At 71.4% G+C, this 25,084-nt stretch carries 24 protein-coding genes; 11 read left to right on the top strand and 13 right to left on the bottom strand.

What is annotated here, in order from left to right; all coding sequences use genetic code 11:
• Nucleotides 1-2: 2 nt before the first annotated feature.
• The 4 genes from kdpA to CYL12_RS11080 form a co-directional block, all read right to left on the bottom strand.
• Complete coding sequence (gene kdpA, locus CYL12_RS11095; protein WP_101847652.1) at nt 3-1,679, bottom strand: potassium-transporting ATPase subunit KdpA; 1,677 nt, start codon at nt 1,677-1,679, stop codon at nt 3-5.
• Nucleotides 1,679-1,768: a potassium-transporting ATPase subunit F gene (locus CYL12_RS11090; protein WP_101847651.1), complete on the bottom strand. Its 90-nt coding sequence runs from the start codon at nt 1,766-1,768 to the stop codon at nt 1,679-1,681. Before CYL12_RS11090 ends, kdpA begins: the two co-directional genes overlap by 1 nt.
• Nucleotides 1,769-2,014: 246 nt before the next feature.
• Complete coding sequence (locus CYL12_RS11085) at nt 2,015-2,605, bottom strand: FMN-binding negative transcriptional regulator (RefSeq protein WP_101847650.1); 591 nt, start codon at nt 2,603-2,605, stop codon at nt 2,015-2,017.
• Nucleotides 2,578-3,546: a DMT family transporter gene (locus CYL12_RS11080; protein WP_101847649.1), complete on the bottom strand. Its 969-nt coding sequence runs from the start codon at nt 3,544-3,546 to the stop codon at nt 2,578-2,580. The genes CYL12_RS11085 and CYL12_RS11080 overlap by 28 nt, the downstream gene beginning before the upstream one ends.
• On the opposite strand from CYL12_RS11080, the gene CYL12_RS11075 reads away from it, so the two are divergent.
• Complete coding sequence (locus tag CYL12_RS11075) at nt 3,545-4,951, top strand: aminotransferase-like domain-containing protein (protein ID WP_101847648.1); 1,407 nt, start codon at nt 3,545-3,547, stop codon at nt 4,949-4,951. The genes CYL12_RS11080 and CYL12_RS11075 overlap by 2 nt on opposite strands.
• 16 nt (nt 4,952-4,967) lie before the next feature.
• Here CYL12_RS11075 and CYL12_RS11070 read toward each other — a convergent pair whose 3' ends face one another.
• Nucleotides 4,968-7,040: an APC family permease gene (locus CYL12_RS11070; RefSeq protein WP_101847647.1), complete on the bottom strand. Its 2,073-nt coding sequence runs from the start codon at nt 7,038-7,040 to the stop codon at nt 4,968-4,970.
• A gap of 101 nt (nt 7,041-7,141) precedes the next feature.
• Here CYL12_RS11070 and CYL12_RS11065 point away from each other — a divergent pair, with 101 nt between their 5' ends.
• Nucleotides 7,142-8,230, top strand: coding sequence for a VanZ family protein (locus tag CYL12_RS11065; RefSeq protein ID WP_101847646.1), 1,089 nt, complete (start codon nt 7,142-7,144; stop codon nt 8,228-8,230).
• A 10-nt stretch (nt 8,231-8,240) separates the two neighbouring features.
• Complete coding sequence (locus CYL12_RS11060; protein ID WP_101847645.1) at nt 8,241-8,945, top strand: GTP pyrophosphokinase; 705 nt, start codon at nt 8,241-8,243, stop codon at nt 8,943-8,945.
• Between the two features lie 10 nt (nt 8,946-8,955).
• Here the strand turns inward: CYL12_RS11060 and CYL12_RS11055 are convergent, their stop codons facing one another.
• On the bottom strand, nt 8,956-10,242 hold the full coding sequence (locus CYL12_RS11055; RefSeq protein ID WP_101847644.1) for an amidohydrolase: 1,287 nt from the start codon (nt 10,240-10,242) through the stop codon (nt 8,956-8,958).
• Nucleotides 10,243-10,363: 121 nt separating this feature from the next.
• Here CYL12_RS11055 and CYL12_RS11050 point away from each other — a divergent pair, with 121 nt between their 5' ends.
• From CYL12_RS11050 to CYL12_RS11030, 5 genes are all read left to right on the top strand, one after another.
• Complete coding sequence (locus CYL12_RS11050) at nt 10,364-12,598, top strand: exo-beta-d-1,3/1,6-glucosidase (protein WP_101847643.1); 2,235 nt, start codon at nt 10,364-10,366, stop codon at nt 12,596-12,598.
• A gap of 160 nt (nt 12,599-12,758) precedes the next feature.
• The gene (gene fdxA / locus CYL12_RS11045; protein ID WP_025103996.1) at nt 12,759-13,085 is read left to right on the top strand and encodes a ferredoxin; all 327 of its coding nucleotides are present in this window, start codon (nt 12,759-12,761) and stop codon (nt 13,083-13,085) included.
• Nucleotides 13,082-14,431 carry an FAD-dependent oxidoreductase gene (locus CYL12_RS11040; RefSeq protein WP_199399110.1) on the top strand — a complete coding sequence of 450 codons (1,350 nt, stop codon included), beginning with the start codon at nt 13,082-13,084 and terminating at the stop codon, nt 14,429-14,431. The genes fdxA and CYL12_RS11040 overlap by 4 nt, the downstream gene beginning before the upstream one ends.
• Nucleotides 14,428-14,964, top strand: a complete 537-nt coding sequence (locus CYL12_RS11035; protein ID WP_199399109.1) for a flavin reductase family protein — start codon at nt 14,428-14,430, stop codon at nt 14,962-14,964. The genes CYL12_RS11040 and CYL12_RS11035 overlap by 4 nt, the downstream gene beginning before the upstream one ends.
• Before the next feature lie 21 nt (nt 14,965-14,985).
• A complete protein-coding gene (locus CYL12_RS11030; protein WP_025103993.1) occupies nt 14,986-15,612 on the top strand; it encodes a superoxide dismutase in 627 nt (208 codons plus the stop codon).
• A 93-nt stretch (nt 15,613-15,705) separates the two neighbouring features.
• Here CYL12_RS11030 and CYL12_RS11025 read toward each other — a convergent pair whose 3' ends face one another.
• The gene (locus CYL12_RS11025) at nt 15,706-15,972 is read right to left on the bottom strand and encodes a metal-sensitive transcriptional regulator (RefSeq protein ID WP_101847642.1); all 267 of its coding nucleotides are present in this window, start codon (nt 15,970-15,972) and stop codon (nt 15,706-15,708) included.
• Between the two features lie 93 nt (nt 15,973-16,065).
• Here CYL12_RS11025 and CYL12_RS17310 point away from each other — a divergent pair, with 93 nt between their 5' ends.
• Together CYL12_RS17310 and CYL12_RS11020 are read left to right on the top strand one after the other, a co-directional pair.
• On the top strand, nt 16,066-16,230 hold the full coding sequence (locus CYL12_RS17310; protein WP_197462087.1) for a hypothetical protein: 165 nt from the start codon (nt 16,066-16,068) through the stop codon (nt 16,228-16,230).
• Nucleotides 16,227-17,861, top strand: a complete 1,635-nt coding sequence (locus CYL12_RS11020; RefSeq protein ID WP_101847641.1) for an FAD-dependent oxidoreductase — start codon at nt 16,227-16,229, stop codon at nt 17,859-17,861. Before CYL12_RS17310 ends, CYL12_RS11020 begins: the two co-directional genes overlap by 4 nt.
• A 104-nt stretch (nt 17,862-17,965) precedes the next feature.
• On the opposite strand, the gene CYL12_RS11015 is transcribed toward CYL12_RS11020, so the two are convergent.
• The 3 genes from CYL12_RS11015 to CYL12_RS11005 all read right to left on the bottom strand — a co-directional run bounded on the left by CYL12_RS11015 (nt 17,966) and on the right by CYL12_RS11005 (nt 21,771).
• Nucleotides 17,966-18,973 carry a LacI family DNA-binding transcriptional regulator gene (locus CYL12_RS11015; protein WP_101847640.1) on the bottom strand — a complete coding sequence of 336 codons (1,008 nt, stop codon included), beginning with the start codon at nt 18,971-18,973 and terminating at the stop codon, nt 17,966-17,968.
• A 68-nt stretch (nt 18,974-19,041) separates the two neighbouring features.
• A complete protein-coding gene (locus CYL12_RS11010) occupies nt 19,042-20,703 on the bottom strand; it encodes a glycoside hydrolase family 13 protein (RefSeq protein ID WP_101847639.1) in 1,662 nt (553 codons plus the stop codon).
• Between the two features lie 171 nt (nt 20,704-20,874).
• Nucleotides 20,875-21,771 carry an SDR family oxidoreductase gene (locus CYL12_RS11005; RefSeq protein WP_101847638.1) on the bottom strand — a complete coding sequence of 299 codons (897 nt, stop codon included), beginning with the start codon at nt 21,769-21,771 and terminating at the stop codon, nt 20,875-20,877.
• A 215-nt stretch (nt 21,772-21,986) separates the two neighbouring features.
• Here CYL12_RS11005 and CYL12_RS11000 point away from each other — a divergent pair, with 215 nt between their 5' ends.
• Nucleotides 21,987-23,243: a YyaL domain-containing protein gene (locus CYL12_RS11000; RefSeq protein WP_101847637.1), complete on the top strand. Its 1,257-nt coding sequence runs from the start codon at nt 21,987-21,989 to the stop codon at nt 23,241-23,243.
• 97 nt (nt 23,244-23,340) lie between these two features.
• Here the strand turns inward: CYL12_RS11000 and purQ are convergent, their stop codons facing one another.
• From purQ to CYL12_RS10985, 3 genes are all read right to left on the bottom strand, one after another.
• Nucleotides 23,341-24,048 (bottom strand): phosphoribosylformylglycinamidine synthase subunit PurQ, encoded by a 708-nt coding sequence (gene purQ, locus CYL12_RS10995; protein WP_101847636.1) that lies wholly within the window; start codon nt 24,046-24,048, stop codon nt 23,341-23,343.
• Nucleotides 24,045-24,293 carry a phosphoribosylformylglycinamidine synthase subunit PurS gene (gene purS, locus CYL12_RS10990; protein WP_025103985.1) on the bottom strand — a complete coding sequence of 83 codons (249 nt, stop codon included), beginning with the start codon at nt 24,291-24,293 and terminating at the stop codon, nt 24,045-24,047. The genes purQ and purS overlap by 4 nt, the downstream gene beginning before the upstream one ends.
• Before the next feature lie 142 nt (nt 24,294-24,435).
• Nucleotides 24,436-24,966 carry an adenine phosphoribosyltransferase gene (locus CYL12_RS10985; protein ID WP_101847635.1) on the bottom strand — a complete coding sequence of 177 codons (531 nt, stop codon included), beginning with the start codon at nt 24,964-24,966 and terminating at the stop codon, nt 24,436-24,438.
• Between the last annotated feature and the right edge of the window lie 118 nt (nt 24,967-25,084).

Raw genomic sequence — 25,084 nt, 5'->3', positions numbered from 1 at the left:
GGTCAGAGTCCTTCGGCGAGCGGTCCCAGTGCGAGCACGGGGAAGTAGGTGAGGGCCGTCACGACGACGGTCACGGTGAGGAGCAGACCGACGAACTGCGGCCGGTGGGTGGGGAGCGTCCCGGTGGTGGCCGGCACCCGCTCCTGCGCGGCGAACGACCCGGCGAGGGCGAGCACGAGCACGATCGGCACGAAGCGTCCGAGCAGCATCGCGACGCCCAGGGCGGTGTTGAACCACGGTGTGTTCGCGGTGAGCCCGGCGAACGCGGAGCCGTTGTTGTTCGCGGCGGAGGTGAACGCGTAGAGCACCTCGCTCATGCCGTGCACGCCCGGGTTGAGGATGCTCGTGGACTCCACGTCCTCGCGGATCCCCGGGATCGCGAAGCTCAGGGCCGTGCCGCCGAGGACGAGCACCGGGACGACGAGGATCGAGAGGCTCGCGAGGGTCATCTCCCGCGGGCCGATGCGCTTCCCGAGCCACTCCGGGGTACGCCCGACGAGCAGCCCGCCGACGAAGACCGCGACGATCGCGAGCACGAGCATCCCGTACAGGCCGGACCCGACGCCGCCCGGCGCGACCTCGCCGAGCATCATGTTCAGCATCGGCATCATGCCGCCGAGCGCGGTGGAGGAGTCGTGCATCGAGTTCACGGCCCCGGTCGAGGTGAGGGTGCTCGCGCTGCCGAAGAGGGTCGACCCGAGGATGCCGAAGCGTTGCTCCTTGCCCTCCATCGCCGCCCCGGCGAGTTCGGGCGCGGCGCCGCGTCCCGCCAGCTCCAGGGCTGAGAGGGCGGCGAGCGAGGCGAGGAACAGGGTGCCCATGACCGCGACGATCGCGTACCCCTGGCGGTGGTCGCCCACCAGTCGGCCGAACGTGCGGGGGAGGGCGAACGGGATCACGAGGATCAGCAGGACCTCGAGGAGGTTGGTCCACCCGGTCGGGTTCTCGAAGGGGTGGGCGGAGTTGGCGTTGAAGAAGCCGCCGCCGTTGGTGCCGAGCAGTTTGATGGCCTCCTGCGACGCGACCGGACCGCCGGGGATCGTCTGCGCGCCGCCGGAGACCGTGGCGACATCGGTGAAGCCGTTCACGTTCTGGATCACGCCGCCCGCCAGCAGAGCCACCGCGCCGATCAGAGCGAGCGGGAGGAGCAGCCGCCCCAGGCCGCGGGTGAGGTCGACCCAGAAGTTGCCGATCGTCGCGGAGCCGCGGCGCGCGAGACCGCGGATGAGGGCGACGGCGATGGTGAGGCCGACCGCGGCGGAGACGAAGTTCTGCACGGTGAGGCCGGCGAGCTGCACCGTGTAGCCCATGGTCTGCTCGGGCGAGTAGGACTGCCAGTTGGTGTTCGCGACGAAGGAGGCCGCGGTGTTGAACGCGAGTCCCTCCGGCACGGCGGGCAGACCCAGCGAGGCGGGGAGGAAGGCTTGGAGCCGCTGCAGCCCGTAGACGAGCAGGAGGCCGACGAGCGAGAACAGCAGCACGCTGCGGGCATAGGCGCGCCAGGTCTGCTCGGAGCGGGGGTCGACGCCGATCACCCGGTAGAGCCCGCGCTCGATGCGCAGGTCGCGTCCGGAGGTGTAGACGTGCGCGATGTAGTCGCCGAGCGGGCGGTAAAGGAGCACGAGCACGACCACGACGGCCGTGATCTGAAGGACGCCGTACAGGAGGGCCGCGTCCATCAGAAGCGCTCCGGGGCGACGAGCGCCACGACCAGGTAGACGATCGCGGCGACGGCGAGGACGGCGGCGACGATCTCGAAGACGATCATGCGCGGTCCACTGCCTTGACGATGAGGGACACGAGGGCGAACAGCGCCAGGGTCAGCGCGAGGTAGATGATGTCGAGCACGTCCTCGATCCAACTGCGCCGTCCGGCCGCCTCCGCCGATCCTCACGGTTCCCCTACGCCCGTCCCCCGGATGCATGCGGGTTGCTCACGGCTGCCCCCGTTTCGAATCGCGCACTATGCTGCAAATCCGCGCCGGATGCAGCCATTCGCGCGACTCGAGCGGGGGTCAGCGACGCATCTCGGCAGCCAGGGCGGGGTTGACCGCGTCGAAGCGGGCGGCGATGCGCTCCCGCACCTCGGGGGCCTTGTTCTGGCTGAGCTTGGCGCGCGCGTCGAAGCGGGTGACCCGGAGGCGCAGGCCCACCGTGCCCTTCGCGGCCCGCCGGGTGCCGGGCTCGTCCTCCATGAGGCTCCGCCCGTGCGGCTGCCCACCCTCGAAGTGGTCGGTGAGCCGGGTCAGCATGGCGTAGTTCTCCTCCGCGGTGAGGATCTCGGGGGTGCCGGAGAGGTGCGCGGTGACATGGTTCCACGTCGGGACGAGGTCGCCCGGTGCGTAGAGGCTCGAGGACACGTAGTCGTGCGGCCCCTGGATGATCACCAGGATCTCGTGTCGACCGAGCTCGTGCAGCTCGTCGTCCGGACGCCCGAAGTGGCTCACGAGCACGATGTCGTCCTCGTCCTCGTCGAGCAGCACCGGGTAGTGCGAGGCGACGAGGCCGGCGGAGGTCGGCGAGACGAACGTCGCCCACGGGTGGGCGCGGATGAGGCGCTTGACCTCGTCGGGGTCGGTCATGAGGTAGCGGGGGGTGTGACGCATGGCGCCTCCTGTCGGGCGGGGGTGGGAGGGGAACTGCGGGTGCGGACGGCGAGTCCGGCGCACGCGACGACGGCGAGCCCGCCGAGCACCGTGGCCCCGCCGACGTCCTCATGGAAGAGGAAGGCTGCCCAGGTGATGCCCATGACGGGCTGCACGAGCTGGATCTGACTCACCTGCGCCATCGGGCCGATCGCGAGGCCGCGGTACCAGGCGAAGAATCCGAGGAACATGCTGACCGCGGCCAGGTAGGCGAACGCGAGCCACGCGGTGGTGGTGGCGACGGGCGGGGCGGCGACCCCGGCGGCGACGGCCACCGCGAGCATGACGGGCGCGGCGAGTACCAGGGCCCAGGAGATCGTCTGCCAGGCGCCGAGCTCGCGCGCCAGCAGGCCGCCCTCCGCGTAGCCGACGGCCGCCGCGATCACGGCCCCGAAAAGCTGGAGGTCGGCGGGGCGGAGGGCGCCGGGCGTGCCGTTCTGCAGCGTCGCGAAGACGAGGGCCGCCGCGGACCCGAGGAGCGCGAACACCCAGAACGAGGGGGACGGGCGCTCGCGGGTGCGCAGCACGACGGCGACGGCGGTCGCGGCGGGGAGGAGGCCGATCACGACCGCACCGTGACTCGCCGGCGTCGTGGTCATGGCGAACGAGGTCAGCAGGGGGAAGCCGGCGACCACTCCGAGGGCGACGACCGCGAGTCGGGCCCCCTGGACCGGGCTCGGCGGCCGCTGACGGGTCGCGAGGAGGACGACCGCGGCGAGCGCGGCGGCGACGACCGCGCGGGCGGAGCCGATGAACAGCGGCGAGAGTCCGCCGCTGAGCGCGATCCGCGTGAACGGGAGCGTGAACGAGAACGCGACGACGCCCAGGAGCCCCCACCCGGGACCGGCGGCGCGGGATAGCAGTGCTCCGTTCGAGCGGATAACGCTACTGTGTTCTTTCATGAGTCAGGATAGCACTGCGCGCATCGTGGCGGGCCTCCGGGCGTGGATCGCCACGGCCGCGCCCGGCGCCCGCCTCCCCTCGAATCGCGCGCTGACGGCCGAGTACGCCGCGAGTCCCGTGACCGTGCAGAAGGCCGTGCAGCAGCTCGTCCGCCTCGGCCTCGTCGAGGCGCGGCCCGGCGTCGGCACGTTCGTCCGCGCGGCGCGCTCGGTGCTGCCGGCGGACTACGGCTGGCAGTCCGGAGCCCTGGGAGCGGCCGCGGTGCGTCTGGACGGCCTGTCCTCGGCACAGCGCCCGACCTCGCCGGACGCGATCGGACTGCACTCCGGGTATCCCGCGCCGGATCTCCTCCCCGAGCGGCTCGTCCGTCAGGCCCTCGTTCGCGCCTCCCGGACCGCGTCCGCCCTCACCCGCTCGCCTGCAACCGGCGAGCCCGGGCTGCAGGAGTGGTTCGCGACGGAGCTGGCCGCGGCGGCCCCCGCGGGGATCACGGTGCCGACCGCCCGCGACGCCGTCATCATCTCGGGGAGCCAGAGCGGACTGAGCTCGATCTTCCGGGCGGTCGTCGGCGTCGGCCGGCCGCTGCTCATCGAGTCGCCGACCTACTGGGGCGCCCTGCTCGCGGCGGAGCAGGCGGGGGTCGTGCTCGTTCCCGTCCCCTCCGGGCCGCAGGGTCCGGATCCGGACGCGGTCGACAGGGCGCTCGCCGAGACCGGAGCCCGCGCGTTCTACGCGCAGCCCACGTTCGCGAACCCCACCGGCGCGCAGTGGCCGGCGGCGACGGGGGAGGCCGTGCTCGACGCGGTCCGTCGCCACGGCGCCTTCCTCATCGAGGACGACTGGGCGCACGACCTCGGCATCGACGCCGACCCGCGCCCCGTGGCCGCCTCCGACCACGACGGCCATGTGGTGTACCTGCGCTCGCTGACGAAGAGCGTGTCGCCGTCCCTGCGGGTGGCGGCGGTGATCGCGCGCGGTCCCGCCCGGGATCGCATCCTCGCCGATCGCGCGGCGGAGTCGATGTACGTCAGCGGGCTCCTGCAGGCCGCGGCCCTCGACGTGGTGACGCAGCCGGCCTGGCGCACACACCTCCGCGGCTTCCGGGAGCAGCTGCGCTCGCGGCGCGATCTGCTGCTGTCATGCCTGGCCGCGCAGGCGCCGACCGCGCTGGTGGAGGCCGTGCCGGTCGGCGGGCTGAACCTCTGGCTGCGGCTGCCGGACGGCACCGACGTCGCCGCGGTCGTCCGCGAGTGCGCGGCGCGCGGGCTCGTCATCGCGCCGGGGAGCGAGTGGTTCCCCGCGGAACCGTCCGGCTCCTACGTGCGGCTCAACTACGCGAGCGCCGACCCGTCCCGCTTCCCCGAGGCCGCGACGATCCTCGGCGCAGTCCTCGCCGGAACCTGAACGCCGCCGCGGAGCGTCAGGACTCGGACGGCGGCCCGGCGGGGCGGTGCGCCCGGCGGCCGGCCACCACGACGGGCCGCCCTGCCCGCTCCTGACCGGGGAGCGGACGCGAGCGCCGGCCGTAGATGAGCTCGGACGAATCGAGCAGCCACGGCACCAGGGTGATCGACACCCCGTGCACGAGCATGAGCTGGTTCGCGAGGCGGCGGGCGCGCCGGTTGTGCAGGAAGCTCTCCCACCAGTGCCCCACGATGTACTGCGGCAGGTAGACCGTGACGACGGAGGAGCCGTGCTTCTCGCGGTACTGCCGGATGAACTGCGTCACCGGCTGTGCGAACGAGCGATACGGCGACTCGACGATCACGAGCGGAACCGGCACGAGGTGGTCCTCCCACTCCTGCTGGAGGCGCGCGGCGTCCTCCTGCGAGACGGCCACGTGGACCGCGAGGGTCTTGTCGTGCTTGGCGGCGATGGCGTAGTCGATGGCCTTCATGACCGGCTTCTGCAGATGGTTCACGAGGACGATGGCGACGTCGCCCGAGGCACCGAAGCGGGTGGTGTCGTCGATGGCGATCTCGTGCTCGACGTCCCGGTAGTACCGCTTGACGCCGATCATGAGGAACGCGAGCACCGGGATGGCGAAGAACACGAGGTAGGCGCCGTGCGTGAACTTCGTGATCGTCACGATGACGAGCACGAGCACGGTCAGCGTCGCTCCGGCGGAGTTGATGAGCAGCCCCACGCGCGCCGAGCGCCGGTCGGCGGCGCCGTCGCCGTTCGGCGGAACGGGCGCACGCAGCAGTCGTCGCCAGTGCCGCACCATGCCGATCTGGCCCAGAGAGAAGGAGACGAACACGCCGATGATGTAGAGCTGGATCAGCGTCGTCAACCGCGCCTGGAACACCACGAGCACGGCGATCGCGGCGATCCCGAGGAGGATCATGCCGTTGGAGAACACGAGCCGGTCGCCGCGCGTGTTCAGCGACTTCGGGGCGTAGCCGTCGCGCGCGAGCACGGCCCCGAGCAGGGGGAAGCCGTTGAAGGCGGTGTTCGCCGCGAGGAGCAGCACGCAGGCCGTGGCCGCCTGCACGATGAAGAAGGGGATGCTGCCGCCACCGAACGTCGCCGCGGCGATCTGCGCCATGAGGCTCGGCTGCGGGGTCGTGCAGTCGAAGCCGATGAGGTCGCAGGGGTTCTCGGCGTAGTGCACGCCGGCGATGAGGGCGAGGGCGGTGAGGCCGGAGAACAGGCAGATCGCGATGGTGCCCATGAGTACGAGGGTCGACTGGGCGTTGCGCACCTTCGGCGCCCGGAACGCGGGGACGCCGTTCGACACGGCCTCGACCCCGGTCAGCGCGGAGCAGCCGCTGGAAAACGCGCGGAGGACGAGCAGAAGCACGGCCGCCTGGCTGAGGCTCTCAGCCTGCACAGCGAACTCCGCGCTGGAGGCGACCGGGGCGTCGCCGAGGGCCGTCCGGACGAGCCCGGTCACGATCATGACGCCGACGGAGCCGATGAACACATACGTGGGGATGGCGAACACGAGCGACGCCTCGCGCACCCCGCGGAGGTTCACGATGATGATGAGCACGACGAAGCCGACGGCGAGTTCCACGCGCAGCGGATCGAGACCCGGCACCGCCGAGATGATGTTGTCCACCCCGGAGGCGACCGACACCGCCACCGTCAGCACGTAGTCGACGAGGAGCGCTGCGGCCACGATCACGCCGGGGACCTCGCCGAGGTTCTTCGACGCGACCTCGTAGTCGCCGCCGCCGGAGGGGTACGCCTTGATGAGCTGCCGGTAGCTCAGCACCACCACGAGCAGCAGCACGACGACCGCCGCCGCGACGAGCGGGGTGAACGACAGGAACGTGAGACCGCCGATGAGCAGGATCATCACGAGCTCCTGCGGGGCGTAGGCCACGGAGCTCAGCGCGTCCGAGGCGAAGATCGGCAGCGCCATGCGCTTGGGGAGGAGCTGCTCGTCGACCTGCGCGCTCGTCAGCGGGTCGCCGAGCAGGATGCGCTTGGCGCGCGGCGGCGCGTCCGGGGTCGGCCTCGTTTGTTCTGACACGTCCGGCGACACTACGCTCACGCGGACGGCCCTCACGCGATCCTCACGGAATCCCTACGGCCCGGTCGCGCTCCCTCACGGAATCCTCACGGCCTCCCGGTATCCTTGCGTCCGTGGGGGATCAGGTGGTTCTGGGGGTCATCGCCGTGGCGATCGGACTGGCCGCGGGCGTCGTCCTCTTCGTGCCCTTCGTCGCGCTCAGCTACCGCCGCCGAGGACGCCTCTCGCTCGGCCGCACGCTGCTCTGGCTCGCGGCGCTCGTCTACTTCTGGGCCATCTGGACGTACACGCTACTGCCGCTGCCCGATCCGGACGCCATCCGCTGCGTGGGGGCGATCACCGATCCGATGTCCGTCGTGCGCGACGTGCAGAAGGCGTTCGCCGCGCCCGGCAACCCGCTGCGCCAGCCCGCCCTGCTCCAGCTCGTGTTCAACGTGCTGCTGTTCGTCCCGCTCGGGGCGTTCCTGCGCGTGCTGGGCGGCCGCGGCCTCCCCACCGCCCTCGTGGTCGGGTTCGGTCTGTCCCTGCTGGTGGAGACCACCCAGCTCACCGGGGTCTGGGGGCTGTACCCGTGCGCCTACCGCTTCTTCGACGTAGGCGACCTGATGACGAACACGACCGGAGCCGTGCTCGGCTCGGTGCTCGCGCTCGTGGTGCCCCGGTCGCTGCGCGGAGTCCAGGCCCGTGCCGACGCCGATGAGCCCCGTCCCGTCACGCGCGGTCGCCGCGCGCTGGCGATGCTCTGCGACGGGCTCGCGAACGGCTTCGTCGTGCTCGCGGGGGGCGTCGCGGTGCAGCTCTGGCTCGAGTACGTCGTGCAGGACCGTCAGGCCGTGCTCGACGGAACCCTGGCCAGCACGGTCAGCACGGCGGTCGCCTGTGCGCTGTGGCTCATCGTCATCCTCGTCACCGGACGATCAGTGGGCGACCTCGCCGTGCAGCTGCGCTACAGCGGGTCGCGGCTGCCGGTCGCGCTCGCCCGGCTGCTGCGCTGGGCGGGCGGCATCGGCGGGCTCACGGCTCTCGGGATGCTCGGCGGGGTGTTCGACGCGCTCTCCTCGCTGCTGATCCTCGTCGCGATCGTGCTGCTGTTCACCACTCGCCAGGGGCGCGGCCTCCCCGGTCTCCTCTCCGGACAGCACCTCGAGGACGCCCGCGTCTCGATCTCGAATCCACAGGGGTTTCCGATCACGGATCGATAACGTCGTCCTCATGAGCGTGATCCCCGTCGACGAGCACCTGATCTCCGAGGCGAAGGAGCTCCGCGACCAGCTGCAGCGCTTCCTCCGCGAGTACGAGTTCGGGATGCGCGAGGTGGAGACGAAGATCTCGATCCTCCGCGACGAGTTCACCCACGACCACGCGTACAACCCCATCGAGCACGTCAAGAGCCGGCTCAAGTCGCCGGACAGCATCGTCGAGAAGATCGCCAGGAAGGGCATCGACGACCCGGACTTCGACCGCATCCGCGCGGAGATCACCGACATCGCCGGAGTGCGGGTGACGTGCAGCTTCGTCGCCGACGTGTACCGCCTGTTCGATCTGCTGACCGCGCAGGACGACGTGACCGTCCGCACGGTGAAGGACTACATCGCGAACCCGAAGGCGAACGGGTACAAGAGCCTGCACGCCATCATCGAGGTCCCCGTCTTCCTCTCGACCGGGGCGCTGTCCGTGCCGGTCGAGGTGCAGTTCCGTACGATCGCGATGGACTTCTGGGCGAGCCTGGAGCACAAGATCTACTACAAGTTCTCCAACCAGGTGCCCGCGCACCTCGTCGACAGCCTCAGCGATGCCGCCGACGCCGCCGCCGAACTCGACACCCGCATGGAGCGGCTGCACCGCGAGGCGCACGGCGTGCCGCAGCGGCAGCTCGCCCCGCCTCCTCCGCCCGCGCCGCGCGTCGTCGAGGTCTGAGCGCCTCGCCTCAGGCGAGGAACTCGCGGGCGGCCGCGGACATCGCCGTGACCCCGACCTCGATCGTCGGATGGATCTCCGGCGCGAAGAAGGGCGAGTGGTTCGTGGGGATGTCCTTCTCCACCGTCCCTGCGGCAAGCGCCTCGGCGAATCGGGCGGGGTCGACGCCGCCCCAGAACCAGAACACGAGCGGGACCTCGGCGTCGCGCGCGAACCACGACACGTCCTCGCTGCCGGTGAACATGCCCGGGTCGACGACGGCCGACTCCCCGAGCGCCCGGCGCAGCGCCGCGGACACGCGCGCTGTGGCCTCTTCGTCATTGATCGTGGCGGGCAGGGTGTGCTGCGTATGGATCTCGGGCTCGCGCTCGGCACCGGACGCCATCGCCTCGGCGCGCACGATCCGTTCGACGCTCCGCAGCACCTTCTCGCGCGCGTCCTCGTCCGGATAGCGGAGGCTGAGCTCGAGCTTCGCCTCGGCCGGGATGATGTTGTTCTTGAGTCCGGCGTGGATCGAGCCGACCGTGACCACGGCCACGCCCTGCGGGTCGATCTCGCGCGAGGCGATCGTCTGCAGGCGCATCACCGTCGCGGCCGCCATCACGACCGGATCGATCGTGGCGTGCGGGCGGGAGCCGTGGCCGCCGCGGCCGTGCAGCGTGACGGTGAGCCCGTCCGACGCGGCCATCTGGGTGCCGCTGCGCACGCCGATGATCCCCGCGGGGAGCGGGGTGACGTGCTGGCCGAGCACCACGTCGGGCTTCGGGTAGCGGGCGAGCAGGCCGTCGTCGAGCATCGCCCTGGCGCCGGCGCCGTACTCCTCCGCGGGCTGGATGAGCACGACCAGGGTGCCCGACCACTCTTCTCGCTCGGCGACGAGCTTCTCGACGGCGCCGATCATCGCGGTGACGTGCATGTCGTGGCCGCACGCGTGCATCACCGGCACGGTCGTGCCGGCCGGGTCGACGCCCTTCGCGGTGCTCGCATACGCCAGGCCCGTCTGCTCCTCGACCGGCAGTGCGTCCATGTCGGCGCGCACCCATACCACCGGTCGCGGGAACTCCCCACCCTGGGTGCCTGCGTCGCCATCCTGGGTCCCTGAGCCTGTCGAAGGGCCTGAGCCTGTCGAAGGGTTCCGCAGCACGCCGACCACGCCGGTCACGCCGACCCCCTCCTCGACGTCGAGCCCGAGATCGCGCAGGTGCTGGGCGGCGATGCCCGCGGTCCTGGTCTCCTGGAACGACAGCTCCGGGTGCTGGTGCAGATCGATGTAGAGCGCTTCGAGGTCGATGGCCATGGCCCGAGCCTAGCCCGGAGGGTTCCCGGATCGACGGGATCGGCGTGCCCCCGGGGCCGATCCGCTCGGATCGGTGAGGATGTGAGACCGCCCCCTCCCGCCCCGACGGAAACGCGATTCGATGACTCCCACCTCCCTGCCCTACCTCGACTCCACGCGCAGCATCCCGGAACGCGTGGCCGACCTCCTCGCCCGGATGACGGTGGAGGAGAAGGTCGGGCAGATGCTCCAGCTCGACGCCAGGGACGATCTCGACGACCACGTCCTGCGCCGGCACGCGGGCTCGATCCTGCACGCCTCGGAGGAGCGGCTGCGACGGGCTGCCGCTCTCACGGAACAGACCCGGCTGCGCATCCCGCTGCTCGTGGGTGAGGACTGCATCCATGGCCACTCGTTCTGGCCCGGGGCCACCATCTACCCGACGCAGCTCGGCATGGCGGCGACCTGGGACCCGGTGATCGTCGAGCGCGTGGCGCGGGCGACGGCCGAAGAGGTCGCCGTGACCGGCATCCACTGGACGTTCTCGCCCGTGCTGTGCATTGCCCGCGATCTGCGCTGGGGGCGGGTCGGGGAGACCTTCGGTGAGGACCCGTTCCTCATCGGGGAGCTCGCGAGCGCGATGGTCCGCGGGTACCAGGGAGACGGCCTCGACGACCCGACGGCGATCCTCGCGACGGCCAAGCACTTCGCCGGCTACTCCGAGACGCAGGGCGGCCGTGACGCGAGCGAGGCGGACATCTCCCCGCGCAAGCTGCGCTCCTGGTTCCTCCCGCCGTTCGAGCGCGTCGCCCGCGAGGGCTGCCGCACGTTCATGCTCGGCTACCAGACTACGGACGGCGTGCCCATCACGCTGAACGAGTGGCTGCTCAGCGACGTGCTCCGCGGCGAGTGGGGCTACACCGGCACCCTCATCACCGACTGGGACAACGTGGGCCGGATGGTGTGGGAGCAGCGGGTACAGCCCGACCTCACCCATGCCGCGGCCGCCGCGGTGCGCGCCGGGAACGACATGGTGATGACCACCCCCGGGTTCTTCGAGGGTGCGCTGGACGCGGTCGCCCGGGGGTTGCTGCCGGAGGATGCGTTCGACGACGCCGTCTCCCGCATCCTCACGCTGAAGTTCGAGCTCGGGCTCTTCGAAGACCCCCGGCTGCCGGGCGACGACGTCTCCGCCGTGATCGGCAGCGCCGCCCACGCGGAGCTCAACCTCGAGGTCGCGCGCCGCTCCCTCGTGCTGCTCGAGAACGACGGCGTGCTGCCGCTGGACGTCGCGGCACCGCTGCGGGTGGCGGTGACCGGGCCGCTCGCGGACGACGCGCAGACGCAGCTCGGCGACTGGGCGGGCGGTTCGGGCCAGGCGGGCTGGCTCGACGGACAGCCCCGCGAGATGATCACGACCGTGCTCGACGGCCTCCGTGCGGTGGACGCGTGGACGGTCACGTATGCACGCGGGGCCGACATCCTCACGCTCGGCGACGACCCCCGCGGCACGCACTTCCCGGACAACCAGCCGCGTCCCCCCGTGGTGCAGCCGTGCCCGCCGGATCCCGCGCTGATCGCGGAGGCGGTGGCCGCCGCCGAGGCCGCGGACGTCGTGGTCGCGGTGGTGGGCGATCGCATCGAGCTCGTGGGCGAGGGACGGTCCACGGCCACGCTGGAGCTCATCGGCGGCCAGAACGCCCTGCTCGATGCGCTCATCGAGACCGGGAAGCCCGTCGTCGTGGTGCTGCTCGCGTCCAAGCCGCTCGTGCTCCCGCCGTCGGTGCAGCGCGCGGCGGCGGTCATCTGGGCCGCGAATCCGGGCATGCAGGGCGGGCGGGCGCTCGCCGACATCGTCACGGGTGCCGTGGAGCCCTCGGGACGGCTGCCGATCTCGTTCGCGCGGCACGTCGGGCAGCAGCCGACCTATTACAACCAGATCCGCGGTCAGCACGGCGACCGCTACGCCGACCTCACCCAGGCGCCCGCGTGGGCCTTCGGCGAGGGCCGGTCGTACACGACCGTGGCGTACGCGGAGCTGGAGCTGGAGCGCACGGAGCTGAATCTCGGCGACACCGTCGTGGGGTACGTGACCGTGACGAACACGGGCGGCCGCCCCGTCCGGGAGACCGTGCAGGCGTACGTGCGGGACGAGGTGACGAGCGTGAGCTGGACCGACCGCGAGCTCAAGGCCTTCCGGCAGGTCGACCTCGCGCCGGGGGAGAGCGCGCGCGTGCGGATCGAGGTGCCCGTCGCGGACTGCACGATCGTGACCGCCGCCGGCGTCCGCACCGTGGAGCCCGGCGCCTTCACGCTCCTCGTCGGCCCCAGCTCGCGCGAGGACCACCTCCTCCCCGCCCCCTTCGAGATCTCCTGACTGATCCCCGAAACCCCGCTCTCCCGCCGAGACCCCGTCGTATCCGCGCGGCGGAGGCGGGGTCTCGCCGAGAGGTCGGGGTCTCGGTGCCTCGATTTGACCTCAAGTGCGCTTGAGGTTTTACGGTGGAGGGCGTGAGTGGGACAGAGAAGAAGTCGCGATGACGTATGTGATCGCGTTGCCGTGCGTCGACCTCAAGGACAAGGCCTGCATCGACGAGTGCCCCGTCGACTGCATCTATGAGGGGGAGCGGTCGCTCTACATCCACCCCGATGAGTGCGTGGACTGCGGAGCGTGCGAGCCGGTGTGCCCCGTCGAGGCGATCTACTACGAGGACGACCTGCCGGACGAGTGGCAGGACTACTACAAGGCCAACGTCGAGTTCTTCGACGAGATCGGCTCGCCCGGCGGCGCCGCCCGCACCGGACTCATCCGGCACGACCACCCGCTCATCGCCGCGCTCCCGCCGCAGGAGGTGCACGAGTGACCCCGCGCATCGCCATCGTCGGCGCGGGCCCCGCGGGCATCTACGCCGCCGACCTCCTCCGGGCGCAGGTGCCGGAGGCGGCCATCGACCTGTACGAGAAGCTCCCCGCTCCGTACGGGCTCGTCCGCTACGGCGTCGCCCCCGACCACCCGCGCATCCGCAAGATCATCGATGCGCTGCACGACGTGCTCCTCCAGCCCGGGATCCGGCTGCTCGGCAACGTCGAGGTCGGCGTCGATGTGACGGTCGACGAGCTCCGTCGGGCGTACGACGGCGTCGTCATCGCGACCGGAGCCGACCGCGACGTGGCGTTCGACGTGCCGGGAGCGGAGCTTCCCGGATCGTTCGGCGCCGCGGACTTCGTGGCCTGGTACGACGCGCACCCCGACGTCGCGCGGGGCTGGGGCCTGGAGGCGGAGTCCGTGGCCGTGCTCGGGGCGGGCAACGTCGCCCTCGACGTCACGCGCATCCTCGCGAAGCACGCCGCTGCGCTGGAGTCGACCGACACCCCCGATCACATCCTCGACGCGCTCGCCGCGAGCCGGGTCCGCGACGTGCACCTCTTCGCCCGTCGCGGTCCGGCGGATGTGCGCTTCTCGGCCCTCGAGCTGCGCGAACTCGGGGAGCAGCACGACGTGGAGGTGATCGTCGATCCCGCCGACCTCGTGCTCGACGATCACGCTGCCCGCATGCTGGAGCAGTTCTCGCAGCGCCGCATCATCGTGCGCACGCTCGCGGAGTGGGCCCAGCACCCATCCACCGGGGCCTCCCGCCGCATCCACCTGCACTTCCGGCATCGACCCGTCCGTGTCCTCGGTGCGGACCGCGTGGAGGGCATCGAGTTCGAGCGCACGGCCTCCGATCCGCTCGGCCGCATGGTCGGCACCGGCGAGCTCGTGCGCTACGAGGTCGGCGCCGTCTACCGGGCGATCGGCTACCTCTCCTCGCCCGTGCCCGGCGTGCCGTTCGACGCGGCACGGGGCATCGTGCCGAACACGGAGGGACGGGTGCTCGACGCCGACGGCATGCCCGTCCCCGGCCTCTACGCCACCGGCTGGATCAAGCGCGGGCCGATCGGCCTCATCGGCTCGACCAAGTCCGACGCCGCGCAGACCGTGCAGCATCTCGTCGAGGACCTCGCCGTGACGCCGCCCGCCCGCATCGACCGGGACCCGCCCCTGGACCTCCCCGGCGTGGTGGACTGGGAAGGATGGTTGCGCATCGACGAGGCCGAGCGCCGCGCCGGAGCCGTCCGCGGCCGGGAGCGCACGAAGCTCGTCGACCGCACGGCCATGCGCGCCCACGCGACCCCCACCCCCATCCCTCTCGAGGAGAGCACCCGATGACCCCCGACCCGAACACCACCCCGCACCCCGCCGCTCCGGTGCCCACGCCGGTCGGGGAGGGGCTCAAGGCGGCGTTCCGCTCCCACCCCGCCGGTGTCGCCATCATCACGGCGCAGGGTCCGGACGGCCCCGTCGGCCTCACGGCGTCGAGCGTGTCCTCGGTCGCGGTCGACCCGGCGGCGATCGTGTTCTCGGTGACCAGGGCGACCGGCAGCGCCGGGGCCATCCTCGGCGCCGAGACCTTCGTCGTGCACCTCATCGACGACGAGCACTCCGCGCTCGCCCAGAGCTTCGCGGTGAGCGGTTCCGAGCGCTTCACGCCCGAGCAGGGCTGGACGACGCTGCCGACCGGCGAGCCGCACCTGGCCGAGGCCCGTGTGGCACTGCGCTGCCGGGCGATCCAGACCGTGCCCGTCGGCTCGTCGACCGTGGTGATCGCCGAGGTGCTCGAGGTGCTCGCCGGCCGCCCCGCCCGCCCGCTCGTCTACATCGACCGGCGATTCCACGCGCTATCGCACGACACCGCCCTCTGACCCGTCACGAAAGGAACCCCCATGTCCACTCCGTACACGCTCCCCGAGCTGCCCTACGACTACTCCGCGCTGGAGCCGCACATCTCCGGCAAGATCATGGAGCTGCACCACTCCAAACACCACCAGGCCTACGTGACCGGCGCGAACACGGCGCTGGAGCAGCTCGCGGCGGCCCGCGACAGCGGCGACCTCGGAGCGGTCAACAAGCTCGAGAAGGACCTCGCGTTCAACCTCGGTGGCCACATCAACCATTCCGTGTTCTGGCAGAACCTCTCGCCCGAGGGCGGCGGTGCTCCGGAGGGCGAGCTCTCGGCGGCCCTCGCGGACTCGTTCGGGTCGATCGACGGCTTCCGCGCGCACTTCACCGCGACGGCCCTCGGCGTGCAAGGCTCCGGGTGGGCCGTGCTCGCCTGGGACTCGGTGGGCGCCCGCCCCGTGATCTTCCAGCTCTTCGACCAGCAGGGCAACGCGCCGCTCGGCGTCATCCCGCTGCTGCAGCTCGACGTGTGGGAGCACGCCTACTACCTCGACTACCTCAACGTGCGGGCGGACTACGTCAAGGCGTTCTGGAACCTCGTGAACTGGCCTGACGTGCAGCGCCGCTTCGAGACGGCCCGCACCGCGACCGCCGGTCTCCTCGTTCCCTGACTCCCTCTTCGCCGACCCGGCCCCTTGCGTGCGCCCCGGCCCGTTGCGATCGTCCGCAACGGGCCGGGGTGGCCGCAAGGGGCCGGGTCGCGTTCAGGCGAGGGTGAGGAAGAGCTTCTCCAGGTCGGGCAGGGGGACGGCGTCGTCCTGCGCGGGGTCCTCCAGGCAGGTCTTCATGGCGGAGGCGATGATCTGGAACCCGGCCTTGTCCAACGCGGAGGTCACCGCGGCGAGCTGCGTGACGACGGCCCGACAGTCGCCGCCGTTCTCGACCGCGGCGATCACGGCGCCGAGCTGTCCCTGTGCGCGCTTGAGGCGGTTGGCGATCTTGCGCTGCGTGTCGGTGTCGACGGTGGTCATGGTCCCTCCCTGAAGGCCGGCTGTGCGCTCCACTATACCCCCGGGGGTATAGTGTCTGCATACCCACCGGGGTATCGAGTGAGGAGAGAACACATGTGTCGAGCAGCCCGTTGCCGTACCTGCGGGAAGACCACCTGGGCGGGGTGCGGCCAGCACGTCGACGCCGTCCGCCGCACCGTGCCGGCGTCGGACTGGTGCACGGGCCACCCGAAGGACGAGGCCAAGGGCGGTCTCCTGTCCCGGCTGTTCGGCCGATGAGCGCGCCGCTCCGCGTCGTCATCGTCGGTGGCGTCGCCGGCGGCATGTCGGCGGCGACCCGGCTCCGGCGGCTCGACGAGTCCGCGGACATCGTCGTCTTCGAGCGCGGGCCCGAGGTCTCCTACGCCAACTGCGGCCTGCCCTACTACGTGGGCGGTGTGATCGAGGAGCGCGACGCCCTCCTGCTGCAGACCCCCGAGTCGCTGCACCGCCGCTTCCGGCTGAACGTCCGCGTCCGTCACGACGTCGTCGGCATCGACACCGCGCGCAAGACGGTCGAGGTCGTCGATCTCGGCAGCGGCCACCGCGCCACCCGCCCGTACGACCGCCTCGTGCTCGCCACCGGTGCCCGGCCCCGTGCGGACGAGCCCGCGGGGACCCTCCCCGCGCGGAGCCTGCGGACCGTGGCGGATGCCGATGCGATTGATGCCGCCCTCCGCCCCGGCCTGCCGGTGGTCGTCGTGGGCGGCGGCTACACAGGACTCGAGGCCGTGGAGAACCTTGTCGCCCGAGGCGCCGCGGTCACCCTGGTGCAACGCGGTGCCCAGCTGCTCGCCCCGCTGGATCCGGAGATGGCCGCCCCTCTGGCGGCCGAGATCCGGCGTCGCGGTGTCGACGTACGGCTCGGCGTCGAGGTCGTCGCCACCGGCGCGGATTCCGTGACCCTCAGCGACGGCGCCGTTGTGCCCGCGGAGCTCCTCGTCGACGCCTCCGGGGTGGTGCCCGAGGCCGGAGTCGCCCAGGCTGCCGGGATCCGTCTCGGCGAGACCGGTGGCATCGCCGTCGACGAGGCCTGTCGCACCAGTGCGCCCGACGTCTTCGCGGTCGGCGACGGCGTCGAGAAGGCCGACCTCATCGGCGGCGGTGCGGCACTGGTGACCATGGCCGGTCTCGCCAACCGCCACGGCCGCATGGTCGCCGACGTCATCGCGGGGCGGGAGGAGTCGGCGCGCCCCGCCCTCGGCACCGGCATCGTGCAGGTGTTCGGCCTGGCCGCCGCGAAGACCGGCTGGAGCGAGAAGCAGCTCCGTGCCGCGGGCCGCGAGTTCTTCACCGTCCACGTGCACCCCGGATCGCACGCCGGCTACTACCCGGGCGCCGAGACCCTGTCGATGAAGCTGCTCGCCGACCCCGCCACTGACCGCATCCTCGGGGCGCAGGTCGTCGGCCGTGACGGCGTGGACAAGCGGATCGACGTGATCGCGACGGCGCTGCAGGCGGGCGTCACCGCCGCCGGGCTCGCGCACCTGGAGCTCGCGTACGCGCCGCAGTTCGGGTCCGCGAAGGATGCCGTGAACATCCTCGGCTACGTCGCGGAGAACACCCGCAGTGGCACGACGCCGACCGTCCAATGGCACGAGCTCGACGGCGCCCGGCAGGCGGGATCGACCCTCATCGACGTCCGTTCCGCCGCGGAGCATGCGAACGGCGCCATCCCCGGCGCGCGGAACATCCCGCTCGATGAGCTGCGCCACCGCCTCGACGAACTCCCGGACGGGCCTCTCGTCGTGCACTGCCAGGTCGGTCTGCGGGGGCACATCGCCACCCGTCTGCTGCGGCAGCACGGGCGTGAGGTGCGGAACCTCGACGGGGGTTACCGCACCTGGCGGGACGCGACCGCGGACTCCTGAGCTCGGTGCGTTCACAACTCAGGAGAACCGGCGGAGGTGCGCCCCTCAAGGCCGGAACCGCGGTCCCCGCGCGCAAGACTCCTGAGTTGTGAACGCCGGTTCGCCTAGACGAGCCGGGCGGTCGTCCCGCGGACGTTGAGCTCGTACGGCAGGGCGGCCGGAGGTCGCACGGCTTCCGGGTCGGTGAGCTTCGCGAGGACCGCGTCGGCCGCCCGTTCGCCCTGTCCGAGCGGGAACTGGTCGACCGTCGTGAGACGGAAGAACTCGCCGAGCTCATGGCCGTCGATGCCCACGATGGACAGGTCGCCCGGCACCGCGAAGCCGAGGTCGCGGGCGGCGAGGAGCGCCCCGATCGCCATCTCGTCCGAGGCCGCGAACACCGCGGTGGGACGAGGCCCCGGGCGCCCGAGGAGCTGTTTCGCGGCGCGGTAGCCACCCTCGACCGTGAAGTCGGCGGGCTCCAGGAACGCGGGGTTCAGGGGGATGCCGGCCGCGGCCAGCGCCCGCTCGAAGCCGAGCCGTCGGTTCGTGGGGATGTGGAAGTCGATGTCGAACTCGGGGTTCGCGCCGATGTGGGCGATCTCGGTGTGCCCGAGCCCGAGCAGGTGCTCCGTCGCGAGCTGCGCCACGGCGACGTCATCGACCGTGAGGGTGTCGAGCTTCGGATTGGGGCCGCCGATCGCGATCACCGGGAGCCCGAGGTCGAGGAGCTGCTGGGTCTCGTCCTCGTCCAGTTCGATGGACACGGCGATCACGGCGTCCACGCGCTGGCGGCGAAGGAACGTGTCGAACACGTGGCGGCGCACGTCCTTGTCGGCGGTGATGTTGTAGAGCGTGATGTCGTATCCGGCCCGCATGAGCGCGGCGGAGACCCCGGACAGCACGGTGCTGAAGAACCACCGGTCGAGGAACGGCACGACGACCCCGATGTTGCGGGTGCGCCCCGACGCGAGGCTCGAGGCGCGGGAGGAGACCACGTACCCGAGCGAGGCGGCCGCCGCCTGCACGCGTTCCCTGGCCGACTCCGACACGTGCCCGCGCCCGCTCAGCGCGCGGGAGACCGTCGCGGTGGAGACGCCGGCGAGCCGGGCGACCTCATCGATGCTCGCCATCGTCTGTCCTTCGGATCGGAGACGCCCGTGGCACGCCCCGGGGGAGCGCGCCACGGGCGCAGCGGGTGTCAGCCCTTGGTGTACCAGACGGCCGTGTCGACCGGGACTTCCGAACCGTCGAACGGCTGGCTGCGGAGCAGGACGACCGCACCCTCGGGGAGCTCGAGGGGAGCCGTGCCGAGGTTCGCCAGTACGTGCACCTCGCCGCGGCGGAAGGCCACGGCGTCGGGACCGGCGTCCTCCCACACCAGCGACCCCGTGCCGAACTGGAACTCGCGACGACCGGCGAGCAGGCGCTTGTACAGCGCCAGGGTCGACGCGGGGTCGACCTCCTCGACATCACGGGCGTAGGCGGCCCAGTCCGCCGGCTGCGGGAGCCACGAGAGTCCGGTGTCATTGAAGCCGAACGCCGGCGCCTCCGCCTCCCACGGCAGCGGCACACGGCAGCCGTCGCGGCCGTAGCGCTCGCCGTTCGTGCGGAACCAGGTCGGGTCCTGACGGTACTCGTCCGGGATCTCCATGGCCTCGGGCAGTCCGAGCTCCTCGCCCTGGTACAGGTAGGCGGAGCCCGGGAGCGCCAGCATCAGCGTGGTGGCCGCGCGGGCGCGGGCGAGGCCGATGGCGGTGTCGGGCTTGTCCGGGGTGTTCGGGCCGATGCCCTCGCCCTGCGGGTTGTCGATCGTGAGGGCCAGGCGTGTGGCGTGCCGGACCACGTCGTGGTTCGACAGCACCCAGGTGCTGGGGGCGCCGACCGCGCCGAACGCGTCGAGCGACTCGCGGATCACGTCGCCGAGCGCCTTGGCGTCCCACGCCGTCATCAGGTACGGGAAGTTGAACGTCTGGTGCATCTCGTCGGGGCGCACCCAGAGCGCTGTCTCCTTGAGCGTCGGCATCCAGGCCTCGCCGCAGAGCGCGCGGTCGCCGTCGTACTCGGCGAGCACCTTGTGCCAGTCGCGGTAGATCTCGTGCACGCCGTCCTGGCCCCAGTACGGCACGTTCGACTCGCCGCCGCCCATGGAGTCCGCATCGGTCGGCGGCGTGTAGTCGGGAAGGCCCTCGGTCTTGATCATGCCGTGGGCCACGTCGACCCGGAAGCCGTCGACGCCGCGGTCGAGCCAGAAGCGCAGGATCGAGCGGAACTCCTCCTGCACCTCCTCGTTGTTCCAGTCGAAGTCCGGCTGCGTCGCGTCGAAGATGTGCAGGTACCACTGGCCCGGCGTGCCGTCGGCCTCGGTGACGCGCTGCCACATGCCGCCGCCGAACACCGACTCCCAGTTGTTCGGGGGCAGCTCGCCGTTCTCGCCGCGGCCGTCGCGGAAGATGTAGCGCGCGCGCTCCGGGCTGCCCGGTGCGGCTTCGAGTGCCTCCTGGAACCAGGGGTGCTGGTCGGAGGAGTGGTTGGGGACGAGGTCGACGATCACGCGGATGCCCCGGGCGTGCGCCGCTTCGAGCATCTCGTCGAAGTCGGCCAGAGTGCCGAACAGCGGGTCCACGTCGCGGTAGTCGGCCACGTCGTAGCCGGCGTCGCGCTGCGGGCTGGTCATGAAGGGGCTGAGCCAGATCGCGTCGACGCCGAGTTCCTGCAGGGCATCGAGGCGGCCCGTGATGCCCGGCAGGTCGCCGATGCCGTCGCCCGACGCGTCCGCGAAGGAGCGGGGGTAGATCTGGTAGATGACGGCGCTGCGCCACCACTCGGAACCGGGGGCTGCGATCTGTTCGAGCTGTGCCATGCGATCAGGCTACTGCAAACGCTTACAGTCCCGCCACCACAGCTATCGAAACGGTTCGGCGCCGCGTCCGCCCGTCCTGTCGACCCACCCCTTTCCGTTCGACCCACCCCCTTCCGAACGGCCGGAACGGGCCGGGAGGAACGAAAGGGGGTGGGTCGACGGACGACGAGGTCAGGGCGTGGGCATGCCGCCGTTGACGTTCAGGGTCTCGCCGAGCACGTAGCTCGACTCCGGCGACGCGAGGAAGACGTACGCGGGGGCGAGCTCCGCGGGCTGACCCATCCGGCCGAGCGGCGTGTCCTGGCCGAACTGGTCGATCTTCTCCTGCGGCTGCCCGTCGCTGGGCTGCAGCGGGGTCCAGATCGGTCCCGGAGCCACGGCGTTGACGCGGATGCCCTTGGGTGCGAGCTGCTGGGCGAGGCCCTTCGTGAACGCGTTGATGGTCGACTTCGTCGACGCATAGTCGACGAGGATGTCCGACGGCGAGTAGGCCTGGATCGAGGTCGTGTTGATGATCGTCGACCCGGCGGGGAGGTGCGGCAGGGCGGCTTTCGTGATCCAGAACATCGCGTACACGTTGGTCTTGAAGGTGTCGTCGAACTGCTCGTCCGTCACATCCGTGAGGGACTCCTGGAAGACCTGCTTGCCGCCGTTGTTGACGAGGATGTCGAGTCCGCCGAGCGCCGCGACAGCCTCGGCCACCAGGGTGCGGCAGTACTCCGGGTCGCGCAGGTCACCGGGGATGGTGGCGACGGTGGCTCCCGCCTCGCGGAGGATGCCGGCGATGCGGCTCGCGTCCTCCTCCTCTTCCGGCAGGTAGGAGATCGCGACGTCGGCGCCCTCGCGGGCGAACGCGATCGCGGTGGCCGCACCGATGCCCGAGTCTCCGCCGGTGATGAGCGCCTTGCGGCCGGTCAGCCGTCCGGTGCCGCGGTACGACTCCTCGCCGAGGTCGGCCTTCGGGGTGAGGTCCGCATCGAGGCCGGGCTCGCGCATGTGCTGCTTCTGCGGCTGGATGTCGGCGTAGAGCTCGACCGGGTTGGTGAAGGTGTACTGGTCGCGGGACATGAGGTGTCCTTTCCGGGAGGTCGGGGACGGGAGGACCATCGTGCGCGCCGCCTCCGCGGTCCGGCAAACGCCTTGCACGCATCCGGCCGCTTTGGTACACGCGCATGTGGCCGAAAGACACTTCCGGTCGCACCTCCTGTCATGACAGGGTTGCCAGCATCCCCCCGTGTCGCTCGCGACATGTTCCCCGGGGGCCCAGCTGTCGAGAGGTCGTGATGTCCGCTTCCGCCCGCCGATCCGCGCCCTGGGCGGTCGTCGCCGCCCTCGTCGTCGGTGCCGTGCTCGCCGGTGCCGCACCTGCCGTGTCTGATGCGTTCGGCACCCGCGCGCAGCCCCCGGCCGACCCGGTGAACGACCCTGCCGCCTCGGTCGCGCTCGCCTACGAGTTCCTCGACGCACGGGTCGACGAGTTCTGCGACGGTGAGGGCCGCTGCCTGCCCCGCAGCTACGAGGGCGGGTTCTTCACCACGCCCTCCTGGGACTTCACGCCCTCGTTCGTCTACGACGACGCCCTCGTGGTGATCGCCTACACGGCGCGCGGCCTGCCGGACGACCTGCGCCGCGCGCGGGCCGTCGCGGACACCCTCCTGTTCGTGCAGGAGAACGACCCGATCGGCGACGGCCGCGTCCGCACGTCGTACGAGCCGCACGGCATCCGCCAGGGACGCATGGAGATCACCGGGCCCGGCACCTTCACCGGAAACCAGGCGTGGGTCGGCATGGCGCTCGCCCGGCTCTTCCACGCCACCGGGGAGACACGGTACCTCGACGGCGCGGTGCGCATCGCGGAGTGGATCCAGGAGAACACCGCCGACATGACCCGTGCGCCCTACGGCTACACCGGCGGGCAGACCGATACCGGGGTGCCGCTGGAGTGGAAGTCCACCGAGCACAACAGCGACATCGCCGGATTCTTCACCCAGCTCGCCCCGCTCACGGGGGACGCGGTGTGGGCGGAGCGAGCGGCGGTGGCCGCAGACTTCGTCGCGGCGATGCAGAGCGGCGACGGGCACGTGGACACCGGGACGCTGCTCGATGGCAGCACGATCAACACGCGCCCGATCCCGCTCGATGCGCAGACGTGGAGCCTGCTCGGCACCGGGGATGCCCGATACGGATCGGCCGTCGACTGGACGCTCGCGCACCTAATGGCCCAGGACGGTCCGTACCGCGGTCCGTCGATCAGCGACGTGGACGTGTCGAAGGTCTGGTTCGAGGGCAGCGGACACCTCGCGCTGGCGCTGCAGGAGCGCGGCGCCGCGGGGGATCAGGTCCGCGCGGACGAGCTGCTGGCCGACATCCGTCTGGCGCAGCGCGATGCCGCGAACGGCGACGGCAAGGGCATCGTGGCGACGTCGACCGACGGGCTCGACTCCGGCTTCGGCGACCTCTACTACGCGAGCCTGCACACGGGCACGACGGCCTGGTACCTGCTCGCGGCCGTGGGAGACAACCCCTTCCGCCTCCCCTGACCTCGTCTGTCGACCCGGCCTCTTGCGGTCGCCCCGGCCCCTTCAGCGCGTCCGCAACGGGCTGGGGCGCACGCAGAGGGGTGGGTCGACGGAGGGGTCAGGCGGCGACGCGGGCGACGGCGGCGATCGCGCTCGTGAAGAAGTCGAGGCCGTCGACGCCGCTGCGCATCGCGACGGCGGTGTCCGGACCGAAACCGGGCTCCGTGGCGTGCTCGGGGTGCGGCATGAGCCCCACGACGTTGCCGGCCTCGTTCGTCAGCCCCGCGATGTCGCGCAGGGAGCCGTTCGGGTTCACGCCGGCATAGCGGAACGCCACGAGACCCTCGCCCTCGATGCGGTCGAGCGTCTGCTCGTCGGCGATGTAGCCGCCGTCCGCGTTCTTCAGCGGGATGATGATCTCCTGGCCGGTGCGGAAGGCGTTGGTCCAGGCGGTGTCGGCGTTCTCGACCGTGAGCTTCTGGTCGCGGCGCACGAAGTGCTGGTGGTTGTTGCGGATCAGGCCGCCGGGCAGCAGGTGTGCCTCGACGAGCATCTGGAAGCCGTTGCAGATCCCGAGGACGGGCATGCCCTTGGCTGCGGCGTCCTTGACTTCGGCCATGATGGGCGAGAGGGCGGCGATGGCGCCGGCGCGCAGATAGTCGCCGTAGCTGAATCCGCCCGGGAGGACGAGGGCGTCGACGCCCTCGAGGTCGTGCGAGCCGTGCCACAGCGCGACCGGCTCCGCCCCGGCGATGCGGACGGCGCGCTGCGCGTCGACGTCGTCCAGCGAGCCGGGGAAGGTGACGACGCCGATGCGGACGGTCACTCCGCCACCTCGACGCCCACGACATCCTCGATCACGGCGTTCGACAGGACCTCGTCGGCGATGCGACGGGCCTCGGCGAGGACCTCGTCGGTGACCTCGCCCTCGACGGTGAGCTCGAAGCGCTTGCCGATGCGGACGTCGGTGAAGCCCTCGACGCCCAGACGGGCGAAGGCGCCGGAGACGGCCTTCCCCTGCGGGTCGAGCAATTCGGGCTTGGGCATGACGTCGACGACGATGGTGGGCATGACGGCTCCAAGAGTCGCGGGCGGACGGGCGCGTTCAGTCTACCGCCCGCGGATGCTCCGCTGAGACCCCGGACTCTCGCCAAGACCCCGCCCTGCAGCCGCCGCCACGCCGGGGTGTCGGCGGGAACCCGGGGTCTCGGGATCAGGAGTGGAAGACGGTGTGGAGGTCGCCGATCGCCTCGCGGCCGCCGAGGCCGTCGATCTCGAAGAGCACCGAGATGCCGGCGACGTGGCTGCCGAGACGCTCCACGAGCTGACGACCGGCCGCCAGGGTGCCCCCGGTCGCGAGCACGTCGTCGATGAGGAGGACGCGGGAGCCGGTCGGCAGATCATCGTGCATCTCGATGGTCGCCGTGCCGTACTCCAGGGCGTAGTCGACCGACGCCGCCGGGCGCGGGAGCTTGCCCGCCTTGCGGATCGGGATCAGCCCGACACCGGCAGCGATGGCGGCCGCGCCGGCGAGGATGAAGCCCCGCGCCTCGATACCGGCCACCACGTCGAACTGCCCCGCGAAGGGCTCGATGATCGCCTCGGTCGTCACGCGGAGGGCCTCCGCGTCGGCGAGGAGCGGCGTGATGTCGCGGAAGATGATGCCGGGCTCCGGGTAGTCCGGGATGCTGCGGATCAGGGATTCGGCGCGGGTGAGAGCAGGGGAGAGGGTGGCTTCGGGCACCGGACAAGGGTACGCCGGTTCCGCGGGAGGGGCCTTCAAACGGCGCTCTTGACATTGTGGGAGCGCTCCCATAGAGTTCACGACAACCTTGTGGGAGCGCTCCCACAAGTCCCCACGC

Origin of the sequence: Zhihengliuella sp. ISTPL4 (genome assembly GCF_002848265.1) — a bacterium.
In the GTDB taxonomy this organism is placed as follows: domain Bacteria; phylum Actinomycetota; class Actinomycetes; order Actinomycetales; family Microbacteriaceae; genus Microbacterium.
This window is presented reverse-complemented; position numbering and strand designations above follow the sequence as displayed.